The organism is Microbacterium sp. NPDC056057 (genome assembly GCF_042266945.1).
GTDB classification, from domain to species: domain Bacteria; phylum Actinomycetota; class Actinomycetes; order Actinomycetales; family Microbacteriaceae; genus Microbacterium; species Microbacterium trichothecenolyticum_C.
Map to the genome: position 1 here is coordinate 87,115 of NZ_JBHJWS010000004.1, position 20,489 is coordinate 107,603.

Annotated in this window: 19 protein-coding genes; 10 read left to right on the forward strand and 9 right to left on the reverse strand. The window is 71.0% G+C overall.

Going from position 1 to position 20,489, the window contains the following annotated elements; all coding sequences use genetic code 11:
• Window positions 1-81: 81 nt before the first annotated feature.
• A complete protein-coding gene (locus ACFC1K_RS16755; RefSeq protein ID WP_310292477.1) occupies window positions 82-747 on the reverse strand; it encodes a fasciclin domain-containing protein in 666 nt (221 codons plus the stop codon).
• A 311-nt stretch (window positions 748-1,058) separates the two neighbouring features.
• Here ACFC1K_RS16755 and sigK point away from each other — a divergent pair, with 311 nt between their 5' ends.
• The 6 genes from sigK to ACFC1K_RS16785 all read left to right on the forward strand — a co-directional run bounded on the left by sigK (window position 1,059) and on the right by ACFC1K_RS16785 (window position 5,314).
• Window positions 1,059-1,661, forward strand: a complete 603-nt coding sequence (gene sigK, locus ACFC1K_RS16760; RefSeq protein ID WP_375872480.1) for an ECF RNA polymerase sigma factor SigK — start codon at window positions 1,059-1,061, stop codon at window positions 1,659-1,661.
• On the forward strand, window positions 1,661-2,494 hold the full coding sequence (locus ACFC1K_RS16765; RefSeq protein WP_375872750.1) for an anti-sigma factor domain-containing protein: 834 nt from the start codon (window positions 1,661-1,663) through the stop codon (window positions 2,492-2,494). Before sigK ends, ACFC1K_RS16765 begins: the two co-directional genes overlap by 1 nt.
• A gap of 135 nt (window positions 2,495-2,629) precedes the next feature.
• The gene (locus ACFC1K_RS16770) at window positions 2,630-2,977 is read left to right on the forward strand and encodes a helix-turn-helix transcriptional regulator (RefSeq protein WP_045298308.1); all 348 of its coding nucleotides are present in this window, start codon (window positions 2,630-2,632) and stop codon (window positions 2,975-2,977) included.
• A gap of 59 nt (window positions 2,978-3,036) precedes the next feature.
• Window positions 3,037-3,444, forward strand: a complete 408-nt coding sequence (locus ACFC1K_RS16775; RefSeq protein WP_056369457.1) for a VOC family protein — start codon at window positions 3,037-3,039, stop codon at window positions 3,442-3,444.
• An 83-nt stretch (window positions 3,445-3,527) separates the two neighbouring features.
• Window positions 3,528-4,166 carry a DNA-directed RNA polymerase subunit beta gene (locus ACFC1K_RS16780; RefSeq protein ID WP_310292486.1) on the forward strand — a complete coding sequence of 213 codons (639 nt, stop codon included), beginning with the start codon at window positions 3,528-3,530 and terminating at the stop codon, window positions 4,164-4,166.
• 260 nt (window positions 4,167-4,426) lie between these two features.
• Complete coding sequence (locus ACFC1K_RS16785) at window positions 4,427-5,314, forward strand: aminodeoxychorismate lyase (RefSeq protein ID WP_375872481.1); 888 nt, start codon at window positions 4,427-4,429, stop codon at window positions 5,312-5,314.
• A 9-nt stretch (window positions 5,315-5,323) separates the two neighbouring features.
• Here ACFC1K_RS16785 and ACFC1K_RS16790 read toward each other — a convergent pair whose 3' ends face one another.
• Window positions 5,324-5,776, reverse strand: coding sequence for a hypothetical protein (locus ACFC1K_RS16790; protein WP_375872482.1), 453 nt, complete (start codon window positions 5,774-5,776; stop codon window positions 5,324-5,326).
• A gap of 68 nt (window positions 5,777-5,844) precedes the next feature.
• On the opposite strand from ACFC1K_RS16790, the gene ACFC1K_RS16795 reads away from it, so the two are divergent.
• Window positions 5,845-6,393, forward strand: a complete 549-nt coding sequence (locus tag ACFC1K_RS16795) for a TetR family transcriptional regulator (RefSeq protein ID WP_310292495.1) — start codon at window positions 5,845-5,847, stop codon at window positions 6,391-6,393.
• Window positions 6,394-6,483: 90 nt separating this feature from the next.
• Here the strand turns inward: ACFC1K_RS16795 and pstB are convergent, their stop codons facing one another.
• From pstB to pstS, 4 genes are all read right to left on the reverse strand, one after another.
• Window positions 6,484-7,263: a phosphate ABC transporter ATP-binding protein PstB gene (gene pstB / locus ACFC1K_RS16800; protein WP_045298071.1), complete on the reverse strand. Its 780-nt coding sequence runs from the start codon at window positions 7,261-7,263 to the stop codon at window positions 6,484-6,486.
• Between the two features lie 31 nt (window positions 7,264-7,294).
• Window positions 7,295-8,404 (reverse strand): phosphate ABC transporter permease PstA, encoded by a 1,110-nt coding sequence (gene pstA / locus ACFC1K_RS16805; protein WP_375872483.1) that lies wholly within the window; start codon window positions 8,402-8,404, stop codon window positions 7,295-7,297.
• 1 nt (window position 8,405) lies between these two features.
• Window positions 8,406-9,350, reverse strand: a complete 945-nt coding sequence (gene pstC, locus ACFC1K_RS16810) for a phosphate ABC transporter permease subunit PstC (protein WP_310292500.1) — start codon at window positions 9,348-9,350, stop codon at window positions 8,406-8,408.
• 73 nt (window positions 9,351-9,423) lie between these two features.
• Window positions 9,424-10,542 (reverse strand): phosphate ABC transporter substrate-binding protein PstS, encoded by a 1,119-nt coding sequence (gene pstS / locus ACFC1K_RS16815; protein ID WP_310292502.1) that lies wholly within the window; start codon window positions 10,540-10,542, stop codon window positions 9,424-9,426.
• Window positions 10,543-10,781: 239 nt separating this feature from the next.
• Between pstS and ACFC1K_RS16820 the strand changes: the two genes are divergently transcribed.
• Genes ACFC1K_RS16820 through ACFC1K_RS16830 form a run of 3 tightly spaced genes read left to right on the forward strand, consistent with a single transcriptional unit; the run spans window position 10,782 to window position 16,844 of the window.
• Window positions 10,782-11,567, forward strand: a complete 786-nt coding sequence (locus tag ACFC1K_RS16820) for a hypothetical protein (protein WP_375872484.1) — start codon at window positions 10,782-10,784, stop codon at window positions 11,565-11,567.
• 1 nt (window position 11,568) lies between these two features.
• Window positions 11,569-15,513 (forward strand): Pls/PosA family non-ribosomal peptide synthetase, encoded by a 3,945-nt coding sequence (locus ACFC1K_RS16825; protein WP_375872485.1) that lies wholly within the window; start codon window positions 11,569-11,571, stop codon window positions 15,511-15,513.
• Window positions 15,510-16,844 (forward strand): M1 family metallopeptidase, encoded by a 1,335-nt coding sequence (locus ACFC1K_RS16830; RefSeq protein ID WP_375872486.1) that lies wholly within the window; start codon window positions 15,510-15,512, stop codon window positions 16,842-16,844. Before ACFC1K_RS16825 ends, ACFC1K_RS16830 begins: the two co-directional genes overlap by 4 nt.
• Here ACFC1K_RS16830 and ACFC1K_RS16835 read toward each other — a convergent pair.
• Genes ACFC1K_RS16835 through ACFC1K_RS16845 form a run of 3 tightly spaced genes read right to left on the reverse strand, consistent with a single transcriptional unit; the run spans window position 16,819 to window position 20,458 of the window.
• Window positions 16,819-17,361, reverse strand: coding sequence for a chemotaxis protein CheY (locus tag ACFC1K_RS16835; protein WP_375872487.1), 543 nt, complete (start codon window positions 17,359-17,361; stop codon window positions 16,819-16,821). The two genes, ACFC1K_RS16830 and ACFC1K_RS16835, sit on opposite strands and share 26 nt — an antisense overlap.
• The gene (locus ACFC1K_RS16840) at window positions 17,361-18,299 is read right to left on the reverse strand and encodes an NUDIX domain-containing protein (protein ID WP_310292516.1); all 939 of its coding nucleotides are present in this window, start codon (window positions 18,297-18,299) and stop codon (window positions 17,361-17,363) included. The genes ACFC1K_RS16835 and ACFC1K_RS16840 overlap by 1 nt, the downstream gene beginning before the upstream one ends.
• Window positions 18,296-20,458 (reverse strand): RNA degradosome polyphosphate kinase, encoded by a 2,163-nt coding sequence (locus tag ACFC1K_RS16845; RefSeq protein WP_375872488.1) that lies wholly within the window; start codon window positions 20,456-20,458, stop codon window positions 18,296-18,298. The genes ACFC1K_RS16840 and ACFC1K_RS16845 overlap by 4 nt, the downstream gene beginning before the upstream one ends.
• Window positions 20,459-20,489: the final 31 nt, after the last annotated feature.

Below are 20,489 nucleotides of genomic sequence, written 5' to 3' on the forward strand. Positions count from 1 at the left end.
CGCGCACCACGAGGCCGCCGACACACCTCGCGGCGTCGGCGGCCTCGTGCCCCCCTGCATGCCGGCCGAAGCCGGCCTCGGTCACTGAGCCGGAGGCATCAGGACCGCGTCGATGAGGTACACGGTGGCGTTGGCGGTCTGCACGCCGCCGCAGATCACGTTGGCGTCATTGACCTTCCACATGTCGCCCTCGCCCGTGACCTCGAGGTCGGAACCCTGCACCGTGGTGTGGGTGCCCGCGATGTCGGCCGGCTCGATCCGGCCCGGCACCACGTGGTAGGTGAGGATCGACGTCAGCGTCGCGCTGTCGGTCTTCAGTGACTCGATGGTGGCGGGGTCGATCATCGCGAACGCGTCGTCCACCGGCGCGAACACAGTGAACTCGTCGCCATTCAGGGTGTCGACGAGGTTCACGTCGGGGTTGAGCTGTCCGCTCACGGCGGCCGTCAGCGTCGTCAGCATCGGATTGTTGGATGCTGCGACCGCGACCGGATCGGCAGACATGCCTTCGATCGAGCCGTCGCCGTCCGGCACGGCTTCGGCGTACGCCGCGCAGCCGGGGCCGACCAGGTCGGCGGCGGGATCGGCCGTCATCGGCTCCTCGCTCGCCTCCATCGAGGGCGTCGAGGGTTCGGCCGAGGGCTCTTCTGCGGTCGATCCGCCCATCGAACAGGCGGACAGCGCGAATGTCGCGGCCACGGCGAGAGCCAGTCCGGCCGAGACCCGCTTCCTGGTGATGCGAGACATGTCTTCCTCCTTCATGCGGTCGGACGACCGCGGTCTGGTGGCCCCCGGTGCGGGGAGCGTGCCGCAGGAGCGGCTACACGGACTGTTCGGAGGGCTTGCGAGATCGGATTGGAGAATCTCGGACGGATGCCGCGGCGGAGGGCGCGGCATCCCTCCGAGGCAATCCGAACCGGCGCTCGCCGCGAACAGCCTCCGACACGCATTGCGCCGGCGGGCGAGGGCGAGGAGCGACGGGCGGACGGGCGGACGGGGAAGTGTACTCGTTCACCTTCGGGTGAGGCCACGCCGGGTCGGAAGGAGGTGGGTAAGGCATGCTGGTGGACATGGTGATCGATGGAATCGACGTGCCCGAAGACGGCACCGAACCCGTCGATCACATCGGGGAGCTGCTGCAGCGTGTCGCCGGTGGCGACCAGACGGCGTTCGCCCGCGTCTACGACATGCTCTCGCCGCGCGTCTTCGGCCTGATCCTCCGCGTGCTGGTCGACCGCGCACAGAGCGAGGAGGTGCTGCAGGAGGTCTTCCTCGAGGTGTGGCAATCCGCTGCGAGGTTCGCTCCGAACAGAGGTCAGGGAAGATCGTGGGTGCTGACGATCGCGCACCGCCGGGCCGTCGACCGCGTGAGGTCGTCGCAGGCGAGCACGGATCGTGACGTGCGCGCGGGCTTCCGAGACCTCGACGTCGCCCACGACGGGGTCGCGGAGCAGGTCGAGCTCCGCATCGAGGGAGAGAAGGTCGCAGTGGCGCTCTCGGGGCTTCCCGATGCCCAGCGGGAGGCGCTCACCCTCGCGTACTACGGGGGTTACTCTCAGAGCGAGATCGCGGCCCTGGTGGGGGCGCCGCTGGGGACGATCAAGACGAGGATGCGGGACGGCCTGTCGCGCCTCCGGGCCGAGATGGGGGTGACCGCGTGATGGACGAGCAGGAGTTCGCCGAGCTCGCCGCAGGCGCTGCGCTGAACGCGCTGTCGCCCGCCGACCGTGCGGCCTTCGAGGCGGCGCGCCGCGAGCACCCCGAATGGGAGCACTGGATCGAGACGGATGCCACCACCGTCGCGGCGCTCGCCGACACCGTCTCCGACGCCGTGCCTCCGCTGACGCTGCGCTCCACACTGCTCTCGCGGATCGCGACGACTCCGCAGCTGCCTGCGATGGACGCGGCGGTGGCCGCGACGGCGGAGCCCGTGGACCGGTGGACCCCGGCCCCGCCGCCTGCACCGGATCGGCGCGGCGACGAGGTGCCGGTCGAGCCGCCCCCGCCGACGGCGGTGATCCAGGCGGTCTCGCGACGTCGCTGGACCCGTGGCATTCTGGCGCTCGCCGCCTCCATGGTGCTGCTCGTCGCGCTCGGCCTCGGGGCCGTGCAGATCAACGAGTACATGAACCGGCCGCCGGAGGTCGTGGCGCTGCAGCAGATCGAGGACGCCCCCGACGCCCGGTCGGCGACGGTCGAGGTCGCGGACGGCGGCACCTCGACCGCGCACTGGGCGGAGTCCGTGGGCAAAGTCGTCCTGGTGTCGCAGGGACTTCCGCAGATCGCGGACGACCAGAGCTTCGAGCTCTGGTTCGTGCGCGACGGCGCCGCGGTGCCCGCAGGGGTGTTCGAGCCCACCGACGGGACGACGACCGCGCTGCTCGAGGGTGCGATGGAACCCGGCGACGTGATCGCGGTGACGATCGAGCCCCAGGGCGGCTCGCCCACGGGGGAGCCGTCGTCCGACCCGATCGTGACGATCCCGACGGCCTGACGCCGGCCACGTAAGCCCGGTCGCCGAGCACGTCGAAGCGCGGCGCGACGCCGCCGATCCGGGTAGCGTGAGGCCGTGGCATCCGTCCCCCAGACGACCCAGACCCTCGCGCACCTGCGCCGCGCGCGCGACCTCATGGACCGCGACTACGCGCAGCCGCTCGACGTGCCGACGATGGCGACGAAAGCGCTCATGTCGCCCGCGCACTTCTCGCGGGAGTTCAAGGCCGCATACGGTGAGACGCCCTATGCGTACCTGATGACCCGGCGCATCGAGCGCGCCATGGCGCTGCTGCGCGAAGGCATGTCGGTGACGGATGCCTGCACCGCCGTCGGCGCGACGTCCCTGGGCTCATTCAGCTCGACCTTCACCGAGATCGTGGGCGAGACGCCGAGCTCGTACCGGTCACGCCCGCACGACGCCGCCGAGGCGATGCCGCTGTGCGTCGCGAAGATCCTCACGCGCCCGACCCGCTACGCCTGAATCGGAACCGAGCAGGATCGGAGAAGCGCGCGGGGCGGCGTCGCCGTAGCGTGGCAGCCATGACGAACATCGCCCTGGCGTACAGCCCCATCACCGTCGACGACGTCGACGCCGCCATCCCCTTCTACCGCGACGGACTCGGCCTCGAGGTCGTGAACGACGTCGCCTACGACGGCCACCGCTGGGTGAGCTTCGGGTTCCCCGGCCAGCCCGGCCTGTCGCTCGTGGTCTCCGACCCGACCGCGGGCCGCTCGCCCGAGGACGGCGACGCGCTGCAGCGCCTCGTCGTGAAGGGATCGGGCCCCGGACCCTACGTGTTCACCACGTCCGACCTCGACGCCACCTTCGAGAAGCTGCGCGCCTTCGGCGCCGAGGTGCTGCAGGAGCCCAAGGAGCAGGGGTGGGGTCCGCGCGACGCCGCGTTCCGCGACCCGGCGGGCAATCACATCCGCCTCAACCAGGTCTGAGACGGGCGCGCGACGTGTGCCTGCCGTGGGTCGCCGCCATGCAGCGCGAGCCCGTGCTCGTGGCGGCGAGTAGCCTGGACGGAATGAGCGACTCGTCCAGGGAGTTCCACAAGCCCGTCCGCCGACCGGCCGAACTCTTCGACCGCGTGTTCGCCGCCGAGGACCCGGCCGAGGTCTCCCGCGTCGCGCACACGACCGCGCATGCCCTGCTCGCCCGCGTGCGGGCCGACCCCGACGGCACGGTCGTCGACCGGCTCGTCGCCTTCACCGACGAGCACGGCATCGACGACCTCGCCGAGCTGTGGTCGCGGTCGCCCGCGAAGACGCTTCCCGGCGCCCTGTGGCGGCTGTACCTCGTGCAGCTCATGATCCACGACGACCCGCGCACGGCCGCGCTCCTCTACGAGCGCGGCCGTGCCGAGCTCCGCTCCGCCGACGACGTGGTGGCGGGCGCTCCGTCACCCGCGGGTCCGGAGGAGCTCGTCGCGCTGGTCGACACCATCCTGCGCGGGCTCTTCGAGGGCGATTTCGCTGTCGCGCTCGACCGCGCTGCCGCGTTCTGCCGCGTGCAGGCGTCCGGCGCCACGCACGTCGCCGACGACTACGAGACGACCGAGCCCGAGCGTGCGTCGACCTTCACCACCCGCGCCCTGCGGCTCTCGGACTACGCCGCCGACCTCACGGCGTGCGCGGCCCTCTGGCGCCGCGACGCCCTGAGCTGAGGCCGAAGGCAGCCCGCGAAACTCGGAGATCGGGCGAGACTCGGCCATTCCGGCCGGATCGGGCCGGTTCTCGCCGGATCCCCGATTCTCGCCCGGCGGAGCGGGTGCGTCCGGGCATGAAAGTGCCGGGCCGCAGAACGCCTCTCGGCGCGGTGCCGCTCGAAGCGGCAAATTTTGGAGCCCGGGGTTACTGCGGCCCGGCCGATCCAGTGTAACCGAGTCCGAGGGTGTGGCATTCCCGAACGCCTAAGCTCGGGAGCATGGCCCTGCGTTTCGCGCTCGTGATCGAGCCCGCGGCATCCGATGATCCTCGTCCCGATTTCACCGACTCGTTCCGCGTGATCGATCCGTCCGCCCCGGCGCTCAGCGTCGGCGAGCTGAGCACGCAGCGCGGCGACGGCATCTTCGAGTCGATCGGGGTCGTCGACGGCCACGCGCAGGAAACCGAGGCGCACCTCGAACGACTCGCGCACTCCGCGCAGATCTGCGACCTCCCCGCCCCGAACCTCGAGCAGTGGCGTCAGGCCGTCGCCGTCGCCGCCCAGCACTCGCCGAGCGAGGGGGAGGGCGTCATCAAGCTCATCCTGAGCCGCGGCGTGGAACACGGTCCGGCGCCCACCGCGTGGGTGACCGCGACGGCCGCCGCCGACAACTCGATCGCCCGCGAAAAGGGCATCCGGGTCGTCACGATGGACCGCGGCTACGGCATCGACACCCCCGCGCGTGCGCCGTGGCTGCTCCTGGGCGCCAAGACCCTGTCGTACGCCGTCAACATGGCCGCGATCCGCGAGGCGAAGCGGCGCGGCGCTGACGATGCCGTGTTCGTCACGTCCGACGGCTTCGTGCTCGAGGCGCCCACAGCGTCGCTCATCCTCCGCATCGATGGGCGCTTCGTCACCCCGGCGCCCAACGGCGGCATCCTCCACGGCACGACGCAGCTGAGCCTGTTCGCCCACCTCGAAGCACAGGGGCACGAGGCGGGCTACGAGGTGCTTCCGACGAGCGCGCTCAGCGAAGCGGATGCTGCGTGGCTGGTGTCCAGCGTGCGGCTCGCGGCGCCGATCACGGCGATCGACGGCGTCGAGGTCCCGCTGGACGCGGAGCTCACGGCATCCTTCAACCGGTATCTGCTGAGTCCGCGCGACTGAGCCCTGAGCTCACCTCGTCACGCCCGACATGTCGCGGCGCGCGCGGGCGATCGCGCCGCGCGCGAGCAGTGCGAGACCGGCGCGCACGGGCAGCGACGCGAGGCGTCCACCGGCGCCCTTGAAGCGCATCGCGGCAACCACGCGTACGAGCGAACTCTGCTCGTCGACGCCCACCCCGACGCGCACGTCGAGGCGGCGGGCGTTCACGGCGACGAGCGCTTCGTCTCCCTCGACACGGGTCACGCGAAGGCGGTCGCAGCGGGCGGGGCGTCGACGTAGGGCGGCGAGACCGGCCAGCGCGAGCGCGATCCAGCGGGGGAGGGCAGACGTCGACAGCAGGTTGCGCGCCCACGCCGACGGATCGGCCGAGGCGTGGGCCGGCAGCACGTCGACCCACACCTGGGTGTAATCGGGATCCGCGATGTCGACCAGGGCGAGCGACCAGAAGGCGGGTTCTCTCATGCGAAGCTCCTCGCGACCATACGCTTACGTATGGTCCTGTGGAGAAAACTATACGGTACCGTACGGACATGGCAAGGTTCACCCGAGCGGACTGGGTCGACGCGGCGTACCGGCGGTTCAGCGACGACGGCATCCGCGCGGTCGCCGTCGAGCCGACGGCGCGGGAGCTCGGCGCGACCAAGGGGTCGTTCTACTGGCACTTCGCCGACCGGCAGGCGCTCGTCGATGCGGTGCTCGAGACGTGGCGCGACCGCGAGACCGAGGCGCTGATCGCCGAGGTCGAGACGATCTCCGATCCGCAGTCCCGCCTCTCCGCGCTGCTCGAGATCATCGCGCACCGCACAGGCGAGCGCTCGGGAGAGCGGACCCTCTACGCCGACGCCGCCGCGGCGGACGTGCGCGACATCGTCGAAGCCGTCACCGAGCGGCGCGTCTCGTACCTGACCGGTCTGCTCGAGGCATCCGGCGTTCCTGGTCGCGAAGCCCGACGGCGCGCCGTCATCGTCGTCGCGGCGGTCATCGGTTACCAGCAGCTCGTGTCGAGCGGGTGGGATGCCGCGGCAGACCCGCGCCCGCTGGTCGAGACGCTCTTCGCCCTGGCGACCGCCCCCGCATGACGACGAAGCCCCCCGCATGACGACGAAGCCCCCCGCATGACGACGAAGCCCCCCGCCATACGGCGAGGGGCTTCGTGGAGTCGTACGGGCTTATCCGAAGCGGCCCGAGACGTAGTCCTCGGTGGCCTGGACCGAGGGCGTCGTGAAGATCGTCTTGGTCTCGTCGTACTCGATGAGCTTGCCCGGCTTGCCGGTGCCGGCGATGTTGAAGAACGCCGTCTTGTCGCTCACGCGCGAGGCCTGCTGCATGTTGTGCGTGACGATGACGACCGTGTAGTCGTTCTTCAGCTCGCCGATCAGCTCCTCGATGGCGTACGTCGAGATCGGGTCGAGCGCCGAGCACGGCTCGTCCATGAGGATGACCTCCGGCGAGACGGCGATCGCGCGCGCGATGCACAGACGCTGCTGCTGGCCGCCCGACAGGCCCGAACCCGGCTTGTCGAGACGGTCCTTGACCTCGTTCCAGAGGTTGGCGCCCTGGAGCGACTTCTCGACGAGCGCCTCGGAGTCGGACTTCGACATCTTCTTGTTGTTGAGCTTCACGCCCGCGAGCACGTTCTCCTTGATGGACATCGTGGGGAACGGGTTGGGGCGCTGGAACACCATGCCGACCTGACGGCGCACGAGCACCGGGTCGACGTTGGCGCCGTAGAGGTTGTCGCCGTCGAGCAGCACCTCACCCTCGACGCGGGCGCCGGGGATCACTTCGTGCATGCGGTTCAAGGTGCGCAGGAACGTCGACTTGCCGCAGCCCGAGGGCCCGATGAAGGCGGTGACGCTGCGCGGCTCGATGTCGAGCGAGACGCCCTCGACGGCCAGGAAGTCGCTGTAGTAGACGTTGAGGTCGTTGACTTCGATGCTCTTGGACATGGTTCCTGTCAATTCTTTCGGGTGAGGACGCTCAGCGGCCGAGCTTCGGCGAGAAGACCTTCGCGACGATGCGCGCGATGAGGTTGAGGAGCATCACAAGGACGATGAGGATGAACGCGGCGGCCCAGGCGCGGTCGATGTAGGCCTGCGCCGGGATGCCCTGGTTCATGTACTGCGAGTATGCGAACACGGGGAGCGTCATCATGCGGCCCTCGAAGAGGTTGTAGTTCATCGAGGTCGCGACGCCTGCCGTCAGCAGCAGCGGCGCGGTCTCGCCGATGACGCGCGAGATCGAGAGCATGACGCCCGTCGTGATGCCGGCGATCGAGGTGGGCAGCACGACCTTCGAGATCGTGCGCCACTTCGGTACGCCGAGCGCGTAGGACGCCTCGCGCAGCTCGTTCGGGACCAGTCGCAGCATCTCCTCGGTGGAGCGGACGACGACCGGGATCATCAGCACCGAGAGGGCGATGGAGCCCATGATGCCCATGCGGATGCCGGGACCGAAGATCAGGGCGAAGACCGCGTAGGCGAACAGACCGGCGACGATCGACGGGATGCCCGTCATGACGTCGACGAGGAAGGTGATGCCGCGGCTCAGACGCCCGCCACGCCCGTACTCGACGAGGTAGATGGCGGTGAAGATGCCGATCGGGATCGAGATCACGGCCGCCGCGAGCGTGATGAGCACGGTGCCGACGATCGCGTGCAGCGCACCGCCGCCCTCGCCGACGACGTTGCGCATGGACGACGTGAAGAACTCGGCGGACAGGCCCGCGACGCCGTTGACGACGACGGTGATGGCCACCGACACGAGGGGGACCATCGCGATGAGGAATGCGATCGCCACCACACCGGTCACGAGGCGGTCGACGCCCTTGCGGCGACCCTCGACCAGCGACGAGATCACCGTGATGAGCACGAGGTACAGCAGGCCGGCCACGACGGCCCAGCCGGCCAGGTTGAAGCCCTCGCCGGATCCCATCGCGATGATCGCGAACAGCATCCCGCTGGCCACGAGGCTGCCGATGAGGATGGCCCACGGCGCCCAGACGGGCAGGCGGCCGCTGGTCAGGCGGGGCGTCTCGCGCACCGGTGCCGTCGCCTGAGGAGGCTGAGGAGGAGCGGTCGTCACGGTCATGTCAGTTCGCTCCCGAGAATTCCTTGCGCCGGCTGACGATCCATCGGGCGATGGCGTTGACGGCGAAGGTGACGATGAAGAGGATGAGGCCCGTCGCGATGAGGACGTTGATGTTGAGGCCGTAGGCCTCGGGGAACGTCAGCGCGATGTTGGCGGGGATCGTGCCGGGGTTCTCCGAGGTGAAGAGCTGGAAGGTGACGACGTTGGCCACCGAGAGCACCATGGCGACCGCCATCGTCTCTCCGAGTGCGCGACCGAGGCCGAGCATGGACGCCGACACGATGCCGCTGCGGCCGAAGGGGAACACGGCCATGCGGACCATCTCCCAGCGCGTCGCACCGAGGGCGAGGGCGGCCTCCTCGTGGAGGACCGGCGTCTGCAGGAAGATCTCGCGGCAGATGGCCGTGATGATCGGCACGACCATGACCGCGAGGACGATCGCGGCGGTGAAGATCGTGCGGCCCGTGCTCGAGACGGTGCCGCTGAAGAGGGGGAACCACCCCATGTTGGCGTTGAGCCAGGCGTAGACCGGCTGCACGGCGGGGGCGAGGACCAGGATTCCCCAGAGGCCGAACACGACGGAGGGCACCGCCGCGAGCAGGTCGACGATGTAGCCGAGACCCTGCGCGAGGCGGCGCGGTGCGTAGTGCGAGATGAAGAGGGCGACGGCCACCGCGAGGGGGACGGCCATCAGGAGCGCCAGGAACGACGCCCACACGGTGCCGAACGCGAGCGGCCAGACGTACTCCCAGAAGTTCCCGGAGAGGATGCTGGCGGTCTCGCTCGTCGCGGTGAGGCCCGGGATCGACTGGATGATGAGGAAGATCGCGACGGCGGCGAGCGTGACGAGGATCATCACACCGGCGCCGAGCGCGGTTCCCGAGAACCAGCGGTCGCCTGGCCGCTGCTTGACCTTGCCCGTCGCGGGGGCGGTCGTCGTGGTCATGGTGTCCTTCTGGAATCGGGTCTCAGGGTGATACCCGGCCCGGTCGTCGTGCGACCGGGCCGGGTATCGGGTCTTACTTGACGACGATCAGGTCGATCGCGGCGTTGACCTGCTCGCGCAGCGTGTCGGAGATCGGCGCGTTGCCGGCGGCGGCGGCAGCCGCGTCCTGGCCCTCGGCGCTGGCGACGTACTGGAGGTAGCCCTTGACGATCGGCGCGACAGCCGCGTCCGCGTACTCCTGGCACGCGATCATGTAGCTGACGAGGACGATCGGGTACACACCGGCGGCGTCCGAGGTGCGCTCCAGGGCGATCGCGAGGTCGCCCTCGCCACGGCCCTCTTCGAACGGCGACTCGTCGACGATCGCGGCAGCGGCCTCCGGCGAGTACTCGACGAACTCGTCGCCGACCTGGATGGCTGCGGTCGACAGGCCCTCTTCGGCAGCGCGCGACGCGTCGGCGTAGCCGATGGTGCCGTTGCCGCCCGCGACGGCCGAGACGACACCCGAGGTGCCCTGCGCGGCCTCACCGGCGACCGGCGTCGACGGCCACACGCCGTCGGGCTCGTAGGTCCACACGTCACCGGCGGTCTGGAAGAGGTAGTCGGTGAAGTTCTCGGTGGTGCCCGAGTCGTCGGCGCGGTGCACCGGCGTCACGGCCAGGTCGGGAAGCGTCGCGTCGGGGTTGAGCGCGGCGATCGCCGGGTCGTTCCAGTTGGTGATCGTGCCGGCGAACAGGCCCGCAGCGGTCGCGGCGTCGAGGTTGAGCGAGTCGACGCCCTCGACGTTGAAGATGATCGCGATCGGCGAGATGTAGGTGGGGAGCTCGATGATGCCCGAGCCGTCGACGCACGAGTCGAACGGTCCGGCCTCGATCTCCTCGACCTTGAAGGCGCGGTCCGAACCCGCGAACGGGAAGGCGCCCGCCTGGAACGACTCGCGGCCCGCGCCGGAGCCGGCCGGGTCGTAGTTGATGGTGACGTCGGGGTTCGCCGTCTGGAAGCCGGCGGTCCAGGCCTGGACCGCGACCTCCTGCGACGACGCGCCGCCACCCGAGATCTCGCCGGAGAGGTTCGACGCGGCCGTGGTCTCGTCGGCGGTGCCGCCGGGGGTCTCGTTCGAGGCGCAGCCGGCGAGAGCGAGAGCCGCGACTGCGGCGACAGCGCCCACCTGGGCGATGCGAGAGATCTTCACTGTGTGAATCCTTCACGTGTCAGGGAAACAGGCCGAAACGGCCTTCGGGTTCGAACCCGGTGCGGGGTTCGCTCTGAAACGTAGGCTCGGACTCTTAAGAGACTGCGCTGTGCGGGTGAACGGAAGGTGAACGGGATGCCGACATCCATGCATCGGCATTGACACGCGGTGGCACGCTTCCGCGGAATTCCGCGTCACCAAGCTCCGGCTGTTCACCGGCGCCCGCTAAGGTTCCTCGCATGAGCAAGACCACGAAAGCACAGCGCAAGGCCATCGACGCGATCGACGATGCGGAGTCCGCCGCGAAGAAGGCCCGCCGGGTCGCCAAGACCCTCCCCGCGAAGAGTGCGAAGAAGCTGCGCGACGTCGCGGCCGAGACCGTCGACGACGTCGACGTGTCGAAGAAGGCGATCCGCAAGAACCCGCGCAAGGTGGCGAAGAAGGCGCACCGCGCCGAGGATCGCGTCCGCAAGGCCACCCGCGCCGCGGTCGTGAAGGCAGAGAAGAAGGCGCGTCTGCGCGCGGAGGCCGAGCGCGCCGCCGCCGAGGCGGCGAAGGCGGCCGAAGAGGCCCAGTCGCGTGCCGCCGAGGCGAAGGCGCTGAAGAAGGCCGCCGCGAAGGCCGAGCGCGCCGCCGCCAAGGCCGAGCAGGAGGCGCTCGAGGCCGACCGCGTCCTCGAGGCGGAGCTCGCCTCCGGCGAGGCGGACACGGATGCTGCCGCCACCGCGGCGCCGGAGCCCACCGCCGCAGCAGCCGTCGTCGCGGAAGCTCCTCCCGTCGGAGAGGCATCGGCGGCAGAAGGGGCGCCCGCTGCCGCCCCGAAGGCACCCGCGAAGCGCACCACGACCCGCACTCGCGCCCCGCGTGCGCCGAAGCCCGCGGTCACGCCGGCCGCTGCCGCAGCGTCCACCTCGTCCGATCTCGCCACGCTCACCGTCGCGCAGCTGCGCGAGCGCGCCCGTGCCGCGGGCCGGACCGGCTACTCGCGGCTCACCAAGGCCGAGCTGCTCACCCTGCTGTCCTGACGTGAGCTCGATCGATTCGCCCCCGGCCGTGCCGGCACCGCTGGATCGCATCGACGCGGCACCGGAGCCGCGCACGCTGCTCGACATCCTCCGCGCCACCGTGCAGCGCACGCCGGAGGCCTCCGCACTCGACGACGGCTCGGGCGCACTCAGCTATCGCGAGCTCATGGCGCGGGTGGGTCGCACCGCCGCGCTCCTGCACGAGGCGGGCGTCCGCCGGGGCGATCGGGTGGGGGTGCGGATGCCCTCCGGCTCGAAGGAGCTGTACATCTCGATCCTCGGCGTGATCGCCGCCGGCGCGGCGTACGTCCCGGTGGATGCCGACGACTCCGATGAGCGGGCACGGCTCGTGTTCGGGGAGGCGCATGTCCACGGCGTGATCGGCGAGGGCGGCGCCTACACGCCTGCCGGCGCGGCCGGCGAGGAGCCCGCCGCCCTGTTCGGCGGCGCCGCGCCGCACCCGAGCACGCACGCGATCATCACGGTGCCGCCGCCCACGGTCGACGACGACGCCTGGGTCATCTTCACGTCGGGCTCGACGGGCGTGCCCAAGGGAGTGGCGGTCTCGCACCGCTCCGCCGCCGCGTTCGTCGACGCCGAAGCGCGACTCTTCCTGCAGGGCGCACCGCTCGGCCCGGGCGACCGCGTCCTGGCGGGTCTCTCCGTCGCCTTCGACGCCTCGTGCGAGGAGATGTGGCTCGCGTGGCGCCACGGCGCGTGCCTCGTGCCCGCGCCGCGCTCGCTGGTGCGCTCGGGCGAGGACCTGGCACCCTGGCTCATCCGCCAGGCGATCACGGTGGTCTCGACCGTGCCGACGCTCGCCGCGATGTGGCCGGCCGACGCGATCGAGAACGTGCGGCTCCTCATCTTCGGCGGCGAGGCCTGCCCGCCCGAGCTCGTCGCGCGGCTCGTCGCCGACGGCCGGGAAGTCTGGAACACGTACGGCCCGACCGAGGCCACCGTGGTCGCGTGCGCGGCGCTCCTCGACGGCGAGGGACCGGTGCGCATCGGCCTCCCGCTCGACGGCTGGGCGCTGGCCGTCGTCGACGGCGACGACCGCCAGGTCGAGCCCGGTGGCGTGGGCGAGCTCATCATCGGCGGAGTCGGGCTCGCCCGCTACCTCGACCCGGTCAAGGACCTCGAGAAGTACGCACCCATGCCGACGCTCGGGTGGGATCGGGCGTACCGTTCCGGCGACCTGGTGCGCTACGAGCCCGAAGGCCTCCTCTTCCAGGGCCGTGCCGACGATCAGGTCAAGGTCGGCGGCCGGCGCATCGAGCTCGGAGAGGTCGAGAACGCGCTCCAGGAGCTTCCTGGGGTGACGGCCGCGAGCGCCGCCGTGCGCACGAGCGACGCGGGCGTCCCCGTCCTCGTGGGCTACCTCGTCGTCGACGGCGAGCTCGACCGCGCCGCTGCCCGCGGCCACCTCGCCGAACGCCTGGCCGCGGGCGTCATGCCGCTGCTCGCCGTCGTGCCCGACCTGCCGGTGCGCACCTCCGGCAAGGTCGACCGCGCCGCCCTGCCGTGGCCGCTGCCCGACCTCGACATCCCCCGCGCCGACCTGAGCCCCGACGAGGCATGGCTCGCCGACCAGTGGCAGGCGGTGCTCGGCCTTCCGGTCCCGGATCGCAAGGCCGACTTCTTCGACCTCGGCGGCGGCTCGCTCGCCGCCGCGCAGCTGGTCTCCCGGATCCGTGCGCGCGTCCCCGACTTCTCGGTCGCCGACATCTACGACGTGCCACGCCTCGGGGCGATGGCCAAGGCGCTGCAGCCGTTCCTCTCGCGAGAGGAGGCGGGGGAATTCCGGATGCCGGAGCCCACGCCCCGTGCCACGCAATGGGTGCAGTCGCTCCTCGGAGCCCCGCTGTTCATCCTCTCGGGCGTCCGCTGGCTCCTCTATCTGCTGACGGCCGGGGCCATCCTCCAGCTGTTCCCCGGATTCGAGGCCCTGCCCTCGGCGCCTTGGTGGGTGCTCGTCATCGGCCTCGTGCTCTTCGCCACGCCGTTCGGCCGCATGGCGATCTCCGCAGCATCCGCTCGCCTTCTCCTCGCGGGACTGCGTCCCGGGGACTATCCGCGCGGCGGCTCGGTGCACCTGAGGCTCTGGCTCGCCGAGCAGATCTCGGATCAGGTCGACGCCGTGGGGCTGGCCGGCGCGCCCTGGGTCTCGTACTACGCGCGCGCCCTCGGCGCGCGCATCGGCACGGACGTCGACATGCACACGCTGCCGCCGATCACCGGGATGCTGAAGGTCGGGGATCGCGCCTCGATCGAGCCGGAGGTCGACCTCAGCGGCTATTGGATCGACGGCGACCTCGTGCGCATCGGCGAGGTGCGCATCGGCGCCGACGCGACCGTGGGCACGCGCAGCACCCTCGCTCCCGGCACGCGGATCGGCCAGCGCGCCGAGATCGCGCCGGGCTCCGCCGTCTTCGGCCGCGTGCGCGCGAACCAGTCGTGGGCCGGTTCGCCCGCCGTGCGCGTCGGCGGCACGTCCGAGGGCTGGCCCACCGAGCGCCCGCGAGCCGCGCGCCGGTGGCTGTGGGCGTACGCGGCCTCGGCCGTGGCCCTGGGGCTCCTCCCCATCGTGAGTTTCGCCGTCGGGGCCGTGGTGCTCGCGATCGGCATGCGCGGCGCTCCCGATCTCGGCAGCGCCCTCGGCGCGGCGCTTCTGTGGCTCGTGCCCGCGGTGCTCGTGACCGGGGTCGTCTATGCCGGCGCTGTGCTGCTGGGCGTCCGCCTCGCCGCGATCGGGCTCCACGAGGGCACGCACGCCGTGCGCAGCCGCATCGGGTGGCAGGCCTGGACCACCGAGCGCCTGCTCGACTCCGCGCGGACGATCCTCTTCCCGCTCTACTCGAGCCTGTTCACGCCGGTGTGGCTGCGCCTGCTCGGGGCGCGGGTCGGGCACGACGTCGAGGCATCCACCGTCCTCCTCATCCCGGCGATGACCCGCATCGAGGACGGGGCGTTCCTCGCCGACGACACCATGGTCGCCTCCTACGAGATGCGCGGCGGATGGCTGCGGCTCGGCGAGGTGCGCATCGGCAAGCGTGCGTTCCTCGGCAACTCGGGCATGGCGTCGCCCGGCCACACGGTTCCCAAGGACGGCCTCGTCGCGGTGCTGTCGTCGGCGCCGGTGAAGGCGAAGGCCGGATCGTCGTGGCTGGGATCGCCCGCGACGCGCCTGCGCCGCCAGCCGAACGAGAGCGACGCGAGCCGCACCTACAACCCTCCGACCTCGCTGCGGGTCGCGAGGTCGCTGTGGGAGATCTGCCGGTTCATCCCCGTCGTCGTCACGTGCGGTCTCGGCCTGCTCGTGCTGTTCGCGCTGGCCGCGCTGGTCGACACCGTCGGCCCCTGGATCACGTTCCTGCTGTCGGGCTTCGTGCTCCTGGGCGCGGGCGCGGTCGCCGCGGGCATCGCGACCGCGGCGAAGTGGCTGTTCGTCGGCCCGATCCGCGCGGGGGAGCAGCCGCTGTGGTCGAGCTTCGTGTGGCGCACCGAGGTGTCTGACACCTTCACCGAGATGCTCGCCGCCCCGTGGTTCGCGCGCGCCGCCGCCGGCACGCCGGCGCTCGCCGTGTGGCTGCGCAGCCTCGGCGCCCGCATCGGGCGCGGCGTGTGGTGCGAGAGCTACTGGCTGCCCGAGCCCGACCTCGTGACGCTGGGTGAGGCATCCACGGTGAACCGCGGGTGCGTCGTGCAGACGCACCTGTTCCATGATCGAATCATGAGCATGGACACCGTCGAACTCGAACCCGGTGCGACGCTCGGCCCGCACAGCGTGATCCTTCCGGCCGCATCGATCGGCGCCCACGCGACCGTCGGCCCCGCGTCGCTCGTGATGCGCGGCGAGAGCGTGCCCGTCGGCTCCCGCTGGAGCGGCAACCCGATCGGACCGTGGCGCGCGGTCAAGGTGCGCGCGTACCAGTCGACGTCGTGATCGGCCCCGATCCGTACACGCCGCGCAGCGGCGACGCCTCGTTCGACGTCGTCTCGTACGACCTCGACCTGCGCTACCGCGTGCACACCAACCGGCTCGAGGGCACCGCGCTCGTCAACGCGGTCGCGACCCAGCGGACGCGCTCGGTACGGCTCGACCTGATCGGCCTGCGCGCGTCGCGGGTGCGGGTGGACGGCGACGCGCGGACGAAGTTCGCACAGGATGCCTCGGCCCTGCGCATCACGCCGCCCCAAGCGCTGGAGGTGGGCGAGGAGTTCTCCATCGAGGTGCGCTACGCGGGTGCGCCGCGGCCTCGGCGCTCGCGGTGGGGCACGATCGGATGGGAGGAGCTGGAGGACGGCGTGCTCGTGGCGTCGCAGCCGGTCGGCGCGCCGACATGGTTCCCCTGCAACGACCGCCCCGACGACCGGGCGAAGTTCCGCATCGCGATCACGACCGATCCGGAGTACACGGTCGCGGCGACCGGGGTCCCGCAGCCGCCGGTCCGCGTCGGCGGGCTCACCCGCTGGGAGTTCGTGTCGGAGGTGCCGACGGCGACCTACCTTGCCGCCGTCCACATCGGCCCGTACCGCGAGAGCGCGATCGGACCCGTCCGGTTGATGGCTCCGGCTCCGCTCGTCACGGCCGCCCGCCGGTGGTTCTCGGATGTGCCGCGCATCCTCGACTGCTTCGAGGAGGCGTTCGGGCCGTACCCGCAAGAGGGCTGCACGGTCGTCGTCACCGCCGACCCGCTCGAGATCCCCCTCGAGGCGCAGGGACTCGTCGTGTTCGGCGCCAACCACTTCGAGCCCGAAGCCGCGCGCCTCGTGCCGCACGAGATCGCGCACCAGTGGTTCGGCAACAGCGTGGGCGTCGAGCGCTGGCGCGACATCTGGCTCAACGAGGGATTCGCGTGCTACGCCGAGTGGCTGTGGTCGGAGGCCTCCGGCGGCGACGGCATCGCGACGCTCGCCGACCAGCACCACGCGCGTCTCCAGGCGCTGCCGCAGGACCTCGTCATCTCGGACCCTGGCCCCGCGCTCATGTTCGACGACCGCGTCTACAAGCGCGGCGCGCTCACGCTGGAGGCGCTGCGCCGCACGGTCGGGGCGGAGGTGTTCGCCGACCTCCTCCACACGTGGGTGCGCGAGCACCGGCACGCGCTCGCCACCACCGAGGCGTTCCGCGACTGCGTCGCCCGGGTTGCCGGCCCGGCGGCGGTCGAGCTCCTCGCGACGTGGCTCGACGCCGCGGCCCTCCCGCCGCTGCCGCCCCGCCCGTCGGCACCTGCGGTGCGACGGTGGCTCAGACTCCCGGGCTCCCGGGACTGAGGACCGCGACGCTGACGAGGATGCCCGGCGGCCCGGCCGCATCCCAACCCGCGTAGACCTCGCCGTCGGGGACGGTCGCCGTCCAGCCGTCCGCGGCCGGCGCCACGGTCACCGTCGAGGGTTCCACGCGGAGTCCCCGGCCGTCCGCCTTCAGCGCGGCCTCGACGCGGATCCACTCCCGCACGCTCGCCTCGCGGTCGCCGAGCACGCCGGTCATGCCGGCCGCGTCGCGGCGTGCGTCGTGCTCGGGCTCGGCGTCGACGCCGAGGGCCGCGGCATCCCGCGTCGCCGCCACGGCCGCGATCGCATACCCGCCCGCGTACGTGACACCGGCCAGGAACGGCGCGTGCGAGACGGTCACCGGGCCGTGCGGTCCGCCGCAGCGGGGGCACGGATTGCTCAGTTCGGCGTCGGCGGGCAGCATCGCCCGCAGCAGTCGCCACGCGTGCGCGCGCCGCGGCTCACCGGGCGGCACTTCGACCCACGCGATGTCGACGATCGACCTCGCGGGGGCCATCACACCTTCGGCTCGTGCGTCTCGATCGTGACGATGCCCGAGCCCGGGTTCTCGACCGAGAGGTGCACCACCGAGAACGCCGCCGGCTCGAGGGCCGAGGCGCTGCCGAGGTAGGAGCCGCGCAGGGTGCCCGTCGCCAGGGCGAGCTCGCTGAGGATGTCGGGCAGGACCGGGCCGTGGCTGCACAGCACCGCCGGCTTGCGCGAGCGCACCCGCTCGCCGATCACCGTGCGGGCATCGGACTTGCCGTCCTCCCACGCGTCCTGGCTGATCAGCTTGGTGGTGTCGATCTCACGACCGATGGCCGCCGAGAGCGGTGCGACGGTCTTGACGCATCGGGCAGCGGGGCTCGACACGATCCTGCGAACGCCGAACGCGACCAGGGGACCCACGATCGAGGCCGCCTGCTTGCGGCCGCGGGCAGCGAGCGGCCGCGCGGCATCCTTCCCGTCCCACTCCTCGCGGGTGAGAGCTTTGGCGTGCCGGAGGGCGACGATGGGGAACGTGCGCAGCACGCGCTCGTCGACGAGCCGCAGGAAATGCTCCATGATCTCCGCGTCGACGGGGTAGCTGAGCCGCTTCAGCGCCTTCTTCGGAGAGACCCATTCGATCGCCGCGATCTCTTTGTTCGGCACGAACGCCGACGCGCGGATCGCGGCATCCGTCGCCTCGGCCGCCCAGTAGTGCACGATCTTGGTGCGCTTGCTCGGGAGCCGGTAGCGCGACACCCCGACGGGCACACCGAGGGCGACACGGATGCCGGTCTCTTCGTGGATCTCGCGGACCGCGGTCTCGGCGAGCATCTCGCCGGGGTCGACCTTGCCCTTGGGGAGCGTGAGGTCGCGGTACTTCGTGCGGTGGATCAGGAGCACCCGGAGCTTGTCGTCGACGACACGCCAGACGACGCCCCCGGCCGCGTAGACGGCCGTCTCAGTCATCGCACCGCGCGTGCACGCCGGCGGCGCTGCACGTTGGTCATGGTCCGGTCCTGGAGATCGAGGAGCGGCTTTCCCTCCTCGCTCTGGTTGTGCCGCACCCACTCGCCGTCGGGGCCGAGGTGCCACGAGCTCGTGGAATCGCTCATCGAGAGCGTGAAGAGGTCGTTGATCTCCTTGACGTGCGCCGGCGCCGACACGCGGACGAGCGCCTCGACGCGGCGGTCGAGGTTGCGGTGCATCATGTCGGCGCTGCCGATGTAAACGATGGGGTCGCCGTCGTTGTGGAAGACGAAGATGCGCGAGTGCTCCAGATAGCGGCCGAGGATCGAGCGCACGGTGATGTTCTCGCTCATCCCCTCGACGCCCGGCTTCAGCGAGCAGATGCCGCGGACGCAGACCTCCACCTTCACGCCGGCCTGGCTCGCCCGGTAGAGAGAGTCGATGATCTGCTCGTCGACCATCGAGTTGACTTTGATGCGGATGCCGGCGGGCTTGCCGGCCAGCGCGTTCCGCCGCTCCTTGTCGATGAGGCGCAGGAGGCCCTTGCGCAAGTGGAGCGGTGCGACGAGCAGGCGCTTGAACTTCTTCTCGATCGCGTAGCCGCTCAGCTCGTTGAACAGACGCGTGAGATCGCGACCGACCTGGTCGTCTGCGGTGAAGAGGCCGAAGTCCTCGTAGATGCGGCTCGTCTTGGGGTTGTAGTTGCCCGTGCCGACGTGGCTGTAGCTGCGCAGCACCCCGTTCTCCTCGCGGATGACGAGGGCGAGCTTGCAGTGGGTCTTGAGGCCGACCAACCCGTAGACGACGTGGACGCCGGCCTTCTCGAGCTTGCGCGCCCACACGATGTTGTTCGCCTCGTCGAAGCGCGCCTTGATCTCGACGAGTGCGAGCACCTGCTTGCCGGCCTCGGCGGCGTCGATCAGCGCCTCGACGATGGGGCTGTCGCCCGACGTCCGGTACAGGGTCTGTTTGATCGCGAGCACGTGCGGGTCCTTCGCCGCCTGCTCGAGGAACGCCTGCACGCTCGTCGCGAACGACTCGTAGGGGTGGTGCACGAGCACGTCACCCTTGCGGATCGAGGCGAAGATGTCGGGTCGCTCGTTGTTGTCGCCCGGCTGGAACGCCAGCGCGGTCGTCGGCAGGTGGGGCTTGAAGCGCAGGTCGGGACGGTCGATGCGCAGGTCGAACAGGCCGCGCAGATCCAGCGGACCAGGGAGGCGGTAGACCTCTTGCTCGGTGATGTCGAGCTCCTTGAGGAGGAGGTCGAGTGTCACGTCGTCCATGTCGTCGGTGATCTCGAGGCGGATCGGCGGGCCGAAGCGGCGGCGCAGCAGCTCGGCCTCGAGCGCCTGGATGAGGTTCTCGGTCTCGTCCTCCTCGATCGCGACGTCCTCGTTGCGCGTGAGGCGGAAGGCGTGGTGGTCGAGCACCTCCATGCCGGGGAAGAGGTCGTCGAGGTGGTTCGAGATGAGGTCCTCGAGCGGCAGGTAGCGCACCGTGCCATCGATGGGCGGCAGCTCGACGAAGCGGGGGAGCATCGGCGGCACCTTGAGGCGCGCGAACTCCTGACGCCCGGTGCGGGCGCTGCGGATCCGGATCGCGAGGTTGAGCGACAGGCCCGAGATGTACGGGAACGGGTGGGCCGGGTCGACCGCGAGCGGCATGAGGACCGGGAACACCTGCGCCTGGAAGTAGTCGTAGAGGGCCTCGCGCTCGGACGGGTCGAGCGACTCGTACGAGACGACCTCGATCCCGGCCTCCGCCATCGCGGGCTTCACGAGCGCGGTCCACGCCTCGGCATGCCGCAGCTGCAGCCGGTGCGCCTCGGCCGAGATGTCGCCGAGCACGTCCGCCGGCGAGCGCCCCACGTTCGTCGGAAGGGCGAGGCCCGTGACGATGCGGCGCTTGAGGCCGGCCACCCGCACCATGAAGAACTCGTCGAGGTTGCTGGCGAAGATCGCCAGGAAGTTCGCCCGCTCCAGCGTCGGCAGGTGCGGATCCTCCGCGAGCTCCAGCACGCGCTGGTTGAACGCGAGCCAGCTCAGCTCGCGATCCAGGTAGCGGTGGTCGGGAAGCTGCGAGTCGAAGACCTCCGAAAGGTCGAAGTCGTCGTCGTCCGCATCGCCCAGGCCGGCGTCGAGCACCTCGGGTTCGATCATCCACTCATCATTGCAGGGTGACGTGACGAGA

What these genes read in the sequence shown, in the direction of transcription:
- ACFC1K_RS16755 (WP_310292477.1), bottom strand. Translation starts at nt 747, where the DNA reads ATGTCTCGCATCACCAGGAAGCGGGTCTCGGCCGGACTGGCTCTCGCC.
- sigK (WP_375872480.1), top strand. Translation starts at nt 1,059, where the DNA reads ATGCTGGTGGACATGGTGATCGATGGAATCGACGTGCCCGAAGACGGC.
- ACFC1K_RS16765 (WP_375872750.1), top strand. Translation starts at nt 1,661, where the DNA reads ATGGACGAGCAGGAGTTCGCCGAGCTCGCCGCAGGCGCTGCGCTGAAC.
- ACFC1K_RS16770 (WP_045298308.1), top strand. Translation starts at nt 2,630, where the DNA reads ATGGACCGCGACTACGCGCAGCCGCTCGACGTGCCGACGATGGCGACG.
- ACFC1K_RS16775 (WP_056369457.1), top strand. Translation starts at nt 3,037, where the DNA reads ATGACGAACATCGCCCTGGCGTACAGCCCCATCACCGTCGACGACGTC.
- ACFC1K_RS16780 (WP_310292486.1), top strand. Translation starts at nt 3,528, where the DNA reads ATGAGCGACTCGTCCAGGGAGTTCCACAAGCCCGTCCGCCGACCGGCC.
- ACFC1K_RS16785 (WP_375872481.1), top strand. Translation starts at nt 4,427, where the DNA reads ATGGCCCTGCGTTTCGCGCTCGTGATCGAGCCCGCGGCATCCGATGAT.
- ACFC1K_RS16790 (WP_375872482.1), bottom strand. Translation starts at nt 5,776, where the DNA reads ATGAGAGAACCCGCCTTCTGGTCGCTCGCCCTGGTCGACATCGCGGAT.
- ACFC1K_RS16795 (WP_310292495.1), top strand. Translation starts at nt 5,845, where the DNA reads ATGGCAAGGTTCACCCGAGCGGACTGGGTCGACGCGGCGTACCGGCGG.
- pstB (WP_045298071.1), bottom strand. Translation starts at nt 7,263, where the DNA reads ATGTCCAAGAGCATCGAAGTCAACGACCTCAACGTCTACTACAGCGAC.
- pstA (WP_375872483.1), bottom strand. Translation starts at nt 8,404, where the DNA reads ATGACCGTGACGACCGCTCCTCCTCAGCCTCCTCAGGCGACGGCACCG.
- pstC (WP_310292500.1), bottom strand. Translation starts at nt 9,350, where the DNA reads ATGACCACGACGACCGCCCCCGCGACGGGCAAGGTCAAGCAGCGGCCA.
- ACFC1K_RS16820 (WP_375872484.1), top strand. Translation starts at nt 10,782, where the DNA reads ATGAGCAAGACCACGAAAGCACAGCGCAAGGCCATCGACGCGATCGAC.
- ACFC1K_RS16835 (WP_375872487.1), bottom strand. Translation starts at nt 17,361, where the DNA reads ATGGCCCCCGCGAGGTCGATCGTCGACATCGCGTGGGTCGAAGTGCCG.
- ACFC1K_RS16840 (WP_310292516.1), bottom strand. Translation starts at nt 18,299, where the DNA reads ATGACTGAGACGGCCGTCTACGCGGCCGGGGGCGTCGTCTGGCGTGTC.
- ACFC1K_RS16845 (WP_375872488.1), bottom strand. Translation starts at nt 20,458, where the DNA reads ATGATCGAACCCGAGGTGCTCGACGCCGGCCTGGGCGATGCGGACGAC.